Annotated in this window: 1 protein-coding gene and 3 pseudogenes; all 4 read left to right on the forward strand. The window is 57.2% G+C overall.

What is annotated here, in order from left to right; all coding sequences use genetic code 11:
* Positions 1-117: 117 nt before the first annotated feature.
* Positions 118-2,034, forward strand: a pseudogene (locus LG30_RS0109685) (RecQ family ATP-dependent DNA helicase); the annotation flags it as partial.
* 568 nt (positions 2,035-2,602) lie between these two features.
* Positions 2,603-4,524 (forward strand): annotated as a pseudogene (locus LG30_RS20965) (PrkA family serine protein kinase).
* A gap of 24 nt (positions 4,525-4,548) precedes the next feature.
* Positions 4,549-5,820, forward strand: coding sequence for a YeaH/YhbH family protein (locus tag LG30_RS0109695; RefSeq protein WP_033130504.1), 1,272 nt, complete (start codon positions 4,549-4,551; stop codon positions 5,818-5,820).
* A 10-nt stretch (positions 5,821-5,830) separates the two neighbouring features.
* Positions 5,831-7,192 (forward strand): annotated as a pseudogene (locus LG30_RS20970) (SpoVR family protein); the annotation flags it as partial.
* Between the last annotated feature and the right edge of the window lie 54 nt (positions 7,193-7,246).

Genomic DNA, 7,246 nt, shown 5'->3' on the forward strand with positions numbered 1-7,246 from the left:
AATGCGATAACACAATATCAACTGCGGTCAAATTGTCGCCATGTCGGTCCATTCCTCGGCAGAACGGGCAGCAGGAGTGGTATCATGCCGCTCTTTTGTCTGCGCTGGAGCCTTGCCATGATCCCCTCTCTGTTGACCCGCCACTTCGGCTTCGATCGGTTAAGACCCGGTCAGGAGGCGGTGATCAGCCGCCTGCTGGACGGCAAGAGTGCGGCGGCCATCTTCCCGACTGGGGCCGGCAAGTCCCTCTGCTATCAGTTGCCCGCCCTGGCTCTGCCTCACCTGACCCTGGTTATCTCCCCGCTCATCGCGCTGATGCACGATCAACTCGCCTTCCTGCAACGCAAGGGGATTGCCGCCGCCACCCTGGACTCCAGTCAAACGCCAGAGGAGAGTCGTCGGGTGATGCAACAGGCCAGCGACGGCCAGCTCAAGATCCTGATGATCTCGGTGGAGCGTCTCAAGAACGAGCGTTTTCGCCGCTTCATCGCCCAGATCCCGCTCTCGATGCTGGTAGTAGACGAAGCGCACTGCATCTCGGAATGGGGTCATAACTTTCGCCCAGACTACCTGAAGCTGCCGGCCCATCGCCGCGAACTGAATATCCCCCAGGTACTGCTGCTCACCGCCACCGCCACCCCGGCAGTCATGGCGGACATGCAGGCCAAGTTCGGCATCGATAAGGAGGATCTGGTGGTGACCGGCTTCTACCGCGCCAACCTAGATCTGGGCGTCATCTCGCTGGCCGGCAACGCCCGCGACCACTGGCTCAGTGACGAGCTGCGGCGCGATCCCGCGGCGCCCACCATCGTCTACGTCACCCTGCAGCACACGGCGCAGCAGTGTGCCGAGCTGCTGCAACGAGCAGGGATCCGCGCTTGCGCCTATCATGCCGGGCTGGATCCAGCCCTGCGCAGCCAGATCCAGCACGACTTCATGGCCGGCAAGCTGGACTGCATCGTCGCCACCATCGCCTTTGGCATGGGCATCGACAAGGCCGATATCCGCCGGGTCATCCACTACGACTTGCCCAAGTCCATCGAAAACTACAGCCAGGAGATTGGCCGCGCCGGACGCGACGGCCTCCCCTCACGCTGCACCGTGCTGGCCAGCCGTGCACAGTTGCCGGTGCTGGAGAACTTCGTCTACGGAGATACCCCGGACAGAGCCGCGATCCTGACCCTGCTCGAGATCCTGCGCCAAAGCGGCGCCGAGTGGGAATTCAGTTTGCTGCGCCTCTCCAATGACACCAACATCCGTCAGTTGCCGCTCAAGACCCTGCTGGTCTATCTGGAGATGGCGGGCATCATTGCCCCGGCCTACAGCTATTTTGCCGAATATCGCTTCAAGTTCGTGCTGGAAAAGCAAGAGATCCTGGCGCGTTTCAATCCGGATCGGCGCCAGTTCCTGGAGCAGTTGTTTGCCTGCGCCCCCCAGGCGCGCAGCTGGTGCGCCATGGACTTCGATGCGCTCTGGCAGGGGTATCAGGGAGAAAGGTCGCGGGCCGCCGCCGCACTGGATTATCTACAGCAGCAGGGTTGGATCGAGCTCGAAAGCAAGCAGATGACGGAGGTGTATCGGGTATTGCATCAGGATCTGGCCATAGCGCCGCTGGCGGATCGGCTGCACGCCCTGTTCGAGCAAAAAGAGCAGAGCGAGTTGGCCCGGCTACAGGCCTTGCTCAGCTTCTTTACTTCGACCACTTGTCTTAGCCATGAGCTGGCCAGCTACTTTGCCGATGAACAGGCACCGAGCCGCTGCGGGCACTGCTCCGTCTGTCGTGGTGAGATTGCCGTCCTGCCCCCGCTGCCAACACCAAGCTTGCCCAACGAACAGGGCTTGCGCGCCTGGTGCGATCCGCTGGTGTCGCTGTGCCACAGCCAGGAACCACGCATCCTGACCCGCTTCCTGTGCGGTATCTCCACCCCCTTGACCACCAGGGTCAAGGCAAAAAGCCTGGCAGGTTTTGGTCAGCTGGCCGCTCATCCCTTCGCCGAGGTGCTGGCGGCAGTATCACGGATCTATTCCGCGCGCCTTGACGATTCAACCTTGCCAAGTGCCGAAAAAAGAAGACCCCCGCGGATGCGAGGGTCAAGCCAACGGAAACGTGCTTAAACAGAGCTTAGTATCTGCACAGTAACCACTTTCTTGCTAAAGCGATGACTGCTCGACACAGGGCCAATCTAGAGCAGTCACAATGTAGCGTCAATGTAAAAATTAGAGCTTAAACACCAAACAAGAGGCGTTACGTTAACGTAAGCGTTACTACATTTATCCCCTTTCCTCTCCCGTCCTTGCGCCGCCTGTGTTGTCGCGTTCACCACACGGGAAACCCTCCCTTCCCGCATCTACCACACAAACATTTATTTTTTATGTCTTTGACATTTGCATCACTGTCATGGCAAAAATAATTTAACAGTCAGTAACATAGGTATGTCATTGACTGCACCTTCCCGCAAAAGGATCGGGAAGCTCCCGTGCAAACTTAAACCAATGATGGCGATGGATTACTGGGGGCTGTTGACTAGGCTTAAGAGGCAAACAGAACAAAAGTAGTGATCCACTCTTTTTCAGGGTAAGCGACTATAACGAGGGCTAAGTTATGGGCATCTTCGAGCACTATCAACAGCGGTATGAGAAAGCCAGAGAGGAGGAGTACAGCATTCAGGAGTTCCTGGATATGTGCAAACAGGACAAATCCTGCTACGCCTCCGCCGCCGAGCGACTGCTAGTTGCCATCGGCGAACCGGAAATGATCGATACCTCGGTCAATCCGCGCCTCAGCCGCCTGTTTTCCAATCGCGTCGTCGCACGCTATCCCGCTTTCAAAGATTTCTATGGTATGGAAGAGGCCATTGAGCAGATCGTCTCCTACCTCAAGCACTCCGCCCAGGGGCTGGAAGAGAAGAAACAGATCCTCTATCTGCTGGGCCCCGTCGGCGGCGGCAAGTCATCCCTCGCAGAGAAGCTCAAATCCTTGATGCAGAAGGTGCCTATCTATCGCATCAAGGGCTCGCCGGTCAACGATCACCCCTTCTGCCTGTTCGATATCGAGGAAGATGGCGAGATCCTGGAAAAAGAATACGGCATCCCGCACCGCTACCTGCGTCCCATCATGTCTCCTTGGGCGGCCAAACGCCTGCACGAGTTTGGCGGTGACATCACCAAATTCAAGGTGGAGAAGGTCAATCCCTCCATTCTGGATCAGATCCCCATCGCCAAGACGGAGCCCGGCGATGACAACAACCAGGATATCTCCTCCCTGGTCGGCAAGGTCGACATCCGCATGCTGGAGCATTACGCCCAAGATGATGCCGATGCCTACTCCTACTCAGGGGCGCTCTGTAAGGCGAACCAGGGGATGATGGAGTTCGTGGAGATGTTCAAGGCCCCCATCAAGGTGCTGCACCCTCTGCTGACGGCAACACAAGAGGGCAATTACAACGGTACCGAAGGGCTTTCCGCCCTGCCCTTCGACGGCATCTTGCTGGCTCACTCCAACGAATCCGAATGGCAGCAGTTCCGTAACAACAAGAACAACGAGGCCTTCCTCGACCGGGTCTATATCGTCAAGGTGCCCTACTGCCTGCGCGTCTCGGAAGAGGTGAAGATCTATGAGAAATTGCTGTTCAACAGCGAGCTGACCGACGCCAAGTGCGCGCCAGGGACCCTGGAGTTGCTGGGTCAGTTCTCCGTGCTCTCCCGCCTGAAAGAGCCGGAAAACTCCAGTCTCTACTCCAAGATGCGGGTCTACGATGGCGAGAGCCTGAAAGACACGGATCCCAAGGCCAAGAGCTATCAGGAGTATCGCGACTATGCTGGCGTGGATGAGGGCATGAACGGCCTGTCTACCCGCTTCGCGTTCAAGATCCTCTCCCGGGTGTTCAACTTCGATCACGCGGAAGTGGCCGCCAACCCGGTACACCTCTTCTACGTGCTGGAGCAGCAGATAGAACGCGAGCAGTTCCCGCAGGAGCTGCACGATCGCTATCTGGAGTTCATCAAGGGTATCTGACCCCGCGCTACGTAGAATTCATCGGCAAGGAGATCCAGACCGCCTACCTCGAATCCTATTCTGAGTACGGGCAGAACATCTTCGATCGTTACGTCACCTACGCCGACTTCTGGATCCAGGATCAGGAGTATCGCGACCCGGAGACCGGCCAGCTGTTCGATCGGGCATCACTCAACAGCGAGCTGGAGAAGATCGAAAAACCGGCCGGGATCAGCAACCCGAAAGATTTCCGCAACGAAATAGTCAACTTCGTGCTACGTGCACGGGCCAACAATGCAGGCCGTAACCCCAACTGGACCAGTTACGAGAAGCTGCGCACCGTGATCGAGAAGAAGATGTTCTCCAACACGGAAGAGCTGCTGCCGGTTATCTCCTTCAACAGCAAAACCTCGGCCGAGGAGCAGAAGAAGCACGATAACTTTGTCGAACGGATGATGGAGAAGGGCTACACCCGCAAACAGGTGCGCCTGCTCTCCGAATGGTACCTCAGGGTACGCAAGTCATCCTGACCCTGATCGGTTCAAGGGGGAGTTATGGCGCATTTTATCGACCGCAGGCTCAACGGCAAAAACAAAAGCGCTGTCAATCGGCAGCGCTTCATCCGCCGCTACAAGAAGCAGATCAAACAAGCGGTCTCGGATGCTGTCTCCAAGCGCAGCATTCAGGACGTGGACAAGGGCGAGAGCATCAGCATCCCGACCAAGGACATCGGCGAGCCCCATTTCCATCAGGGACAAGGGGGAAAACGGGAGATGGTCCACCCTGGTAACGATCAATTCGTCTCCGGCGACAAGATTGACCGCCCCAAGGGAGGGGGTGGCGGTCAGGGCGCCGGCGAGGGCCAGGCCTCGGATCAGGGGGAAGGGGCTGACGACTTCGTGTTTCAGATCTCCAAAGATGAGTATCTGGACTTGCTGTTCGAAGATCTGGAGCTGCCGCGGCTGCAGAAGACCCAGCTCAACCAGCTGATGGAAATGAAAACCTACCGGGCGGGCTACACCTCCAACGGGGTGCCGGCCAACATCAACGTGGTGCGTTCACTGCAAAATTCGCTGGCGCGCCGCATGGCGCTGCAAGCGGGCAAGAAACGTCTGCTGCGCGAGCTCGAAGAGCGGCTCGCCCTGCTCGCCAGTGAGCCAAACGATCACTTTGCCGAAATGGCACAACTCGAGAAGGAGATCCGTGAACTGAAACGGCGGATCGAGGCCGTGCCTTTCATCGATACCTTCGATCTCAAGTTCAACAACTTCGTCAAACGCCCTGTACCATCCAGCCAGGCGGTGATGTTCTGCCTGATGGACGTGTCGGGCTCCATGGATCAGGCGACCAAGGAGATGGCCAAGCGCTTCTATATCCTGCTCTACCTGTTCCTTAGCCGGACTTACAAAAACGTGGAAGTAGTCTACATTCGCCACCACACCCAGGCCAAGGAGGTGGACGAGCACGAGTTCTTCTACTCTCAGGAAACCGGCGGCACCATAGTCTCCAGCGCGCTCAAGATGATGAACGACATCATCAACGAACGTTACCCCGCCAATCAATGGAACATCTATGCGGCGCAAGCCTCAGATGGAGATAACTGGGCCGATGACTCGCCGCAATGTCGGGAAATTCTGATGCGCGACATCATGCCGAGGGTGCGTTACTACTCCTATATCGAGATCACCACCCGCGCCCACCAGACCCTGTGGCACGAATATGAGGCGGTGGCCGGTCAATTCCCCCACTTCGCGATGGAGCATATTCGCAAGGTAGAGGACATTTATCCGGTCTTCCGGGAGCTGTTCAAGAAGCAAGCGGCTTGAGGGACGTCATATGGTAGAAACCGCGAGAAAAAGAGCGCCGCTGGACGATGGTCCTGACTGGAACTTCGATCTGCTGGAAACCTATCACCAGGAGATTGCCAGGGTCGCCAGGTTTTACAAGCTGGATACCTACCCCAACCAGATCGAGGTGATCACCGCTGAGCAGATGATGGATGCCTACTCCAGCGTGGGCATGCCCATCGGCTATCAGCACTGGTCGTTTGGCAAACGCTTCATCCATACCGAGCGCAACTACAAACGCGGCCAGATGGGGCTGGCGTATGAGATCGTCATCAACTCGGAGCCCTGTATCGCCTATCTGATGGAAGAGAACACCATGCCAATGCAGGCTCTGGTGATGGCGCACGCCTGCTATGGCCACAACTCTTTTTTCAAGAATAATTACCTGTTCAAGGCCTGGAGCGACGCCTCCTCCATCATCGATTACCTGCTGTTTGCCAAAAACTACATCACCGAATGCGAGGAAAAACACGGCATCGATGCAGTCGAGCGGCTGCTCGACTCCTGCCACGCCCTGATGAACTTCGGGGTGGATCGCTACAAGCGCCCCCAGAAGATCTCGCTGGCAGAAGAGAAGCGGCGCCAGAAGGCGCGGGAAGACTATCTACAGACCCAGGTCAACGAGCTATGGCGCACTCTGCCAAAGCAGCACAAAGCCTCCGGCGTCGAGGACAGGCGCTACCCCCCTGAGCCACAGGAAAACATCCTCTACTTCATAGAGAAAAACGCGCCATTACTCGAACCTTGGCAGCGCGAGATAGTGCGGATAGTGCGCAAGATCAGCCAGTACTTCTATCCGCAGAAACAGACTCAGGTGATGAACGAGGGCTGGGCCACCTTCTGGCACTACAGCATCCTCAACCATCTGTATGACGAGGGGAAGATCAGCGATCGCTTCATGATAGAGGTGCTGCACAGCCACACCAACGTGGTCTATCAGCCCCCCTACAACAGCCGTTACTATTCCGGCATCAACCCCTATGCCCTGGGCTTTGCCATGTTCACCGATCTGCGCCGCATCTGTGAACACCCCACCGAGGAGGACAGATACTGGTTCCCCGACTATGCCGGTACCAACTGGGTCGAGACCCTGCACTTCGCCATGCAGAACTTCAAGGACGAGAGCTTCATCAGCCAGTTCCTGAGCCCCAAGGTGATGCGCGACATGAAGCTGTTCGCCATCGACGATGACGATCTGAAGAACTACCTCAAGGTGTCGGCCATCCATAACGAAGAAGGCTACCGGCTGGTGCGCAGCGCCCTGTCCGCCCAGTACAACCTGAGCAATCTGGAGCCCAATATTCAGGTCTATAACGTGGCGGTGAAGGGCGATCGCTCCCTCACTCTGCGCTAGGTCCCCCACAACCGGATCCCCCTTGGCGAGTCACGCCACGAGGTGCTCAAG

It is taken from the genome of Aeromonas aquatica (genome assembly GCF_000764655.1).
Taxonomy (GTDB): domain Bacteria; phylum Pseudomonadota; class Gammaproteobacteria; order Enterobacterales; family Aeromonadaceae; genus Aeromonas; species Aeromonas aquatica.

Excerpts from the sequence above, each read along its gene's own strand:
- LG30_RS0109695 (WP_033130504.1), top strand. The coding sequence starts at position 4,549 with ATGGCGCATTTTATCGACCGCAGGCTCAACGGCAAAAACAAAAGCGCT.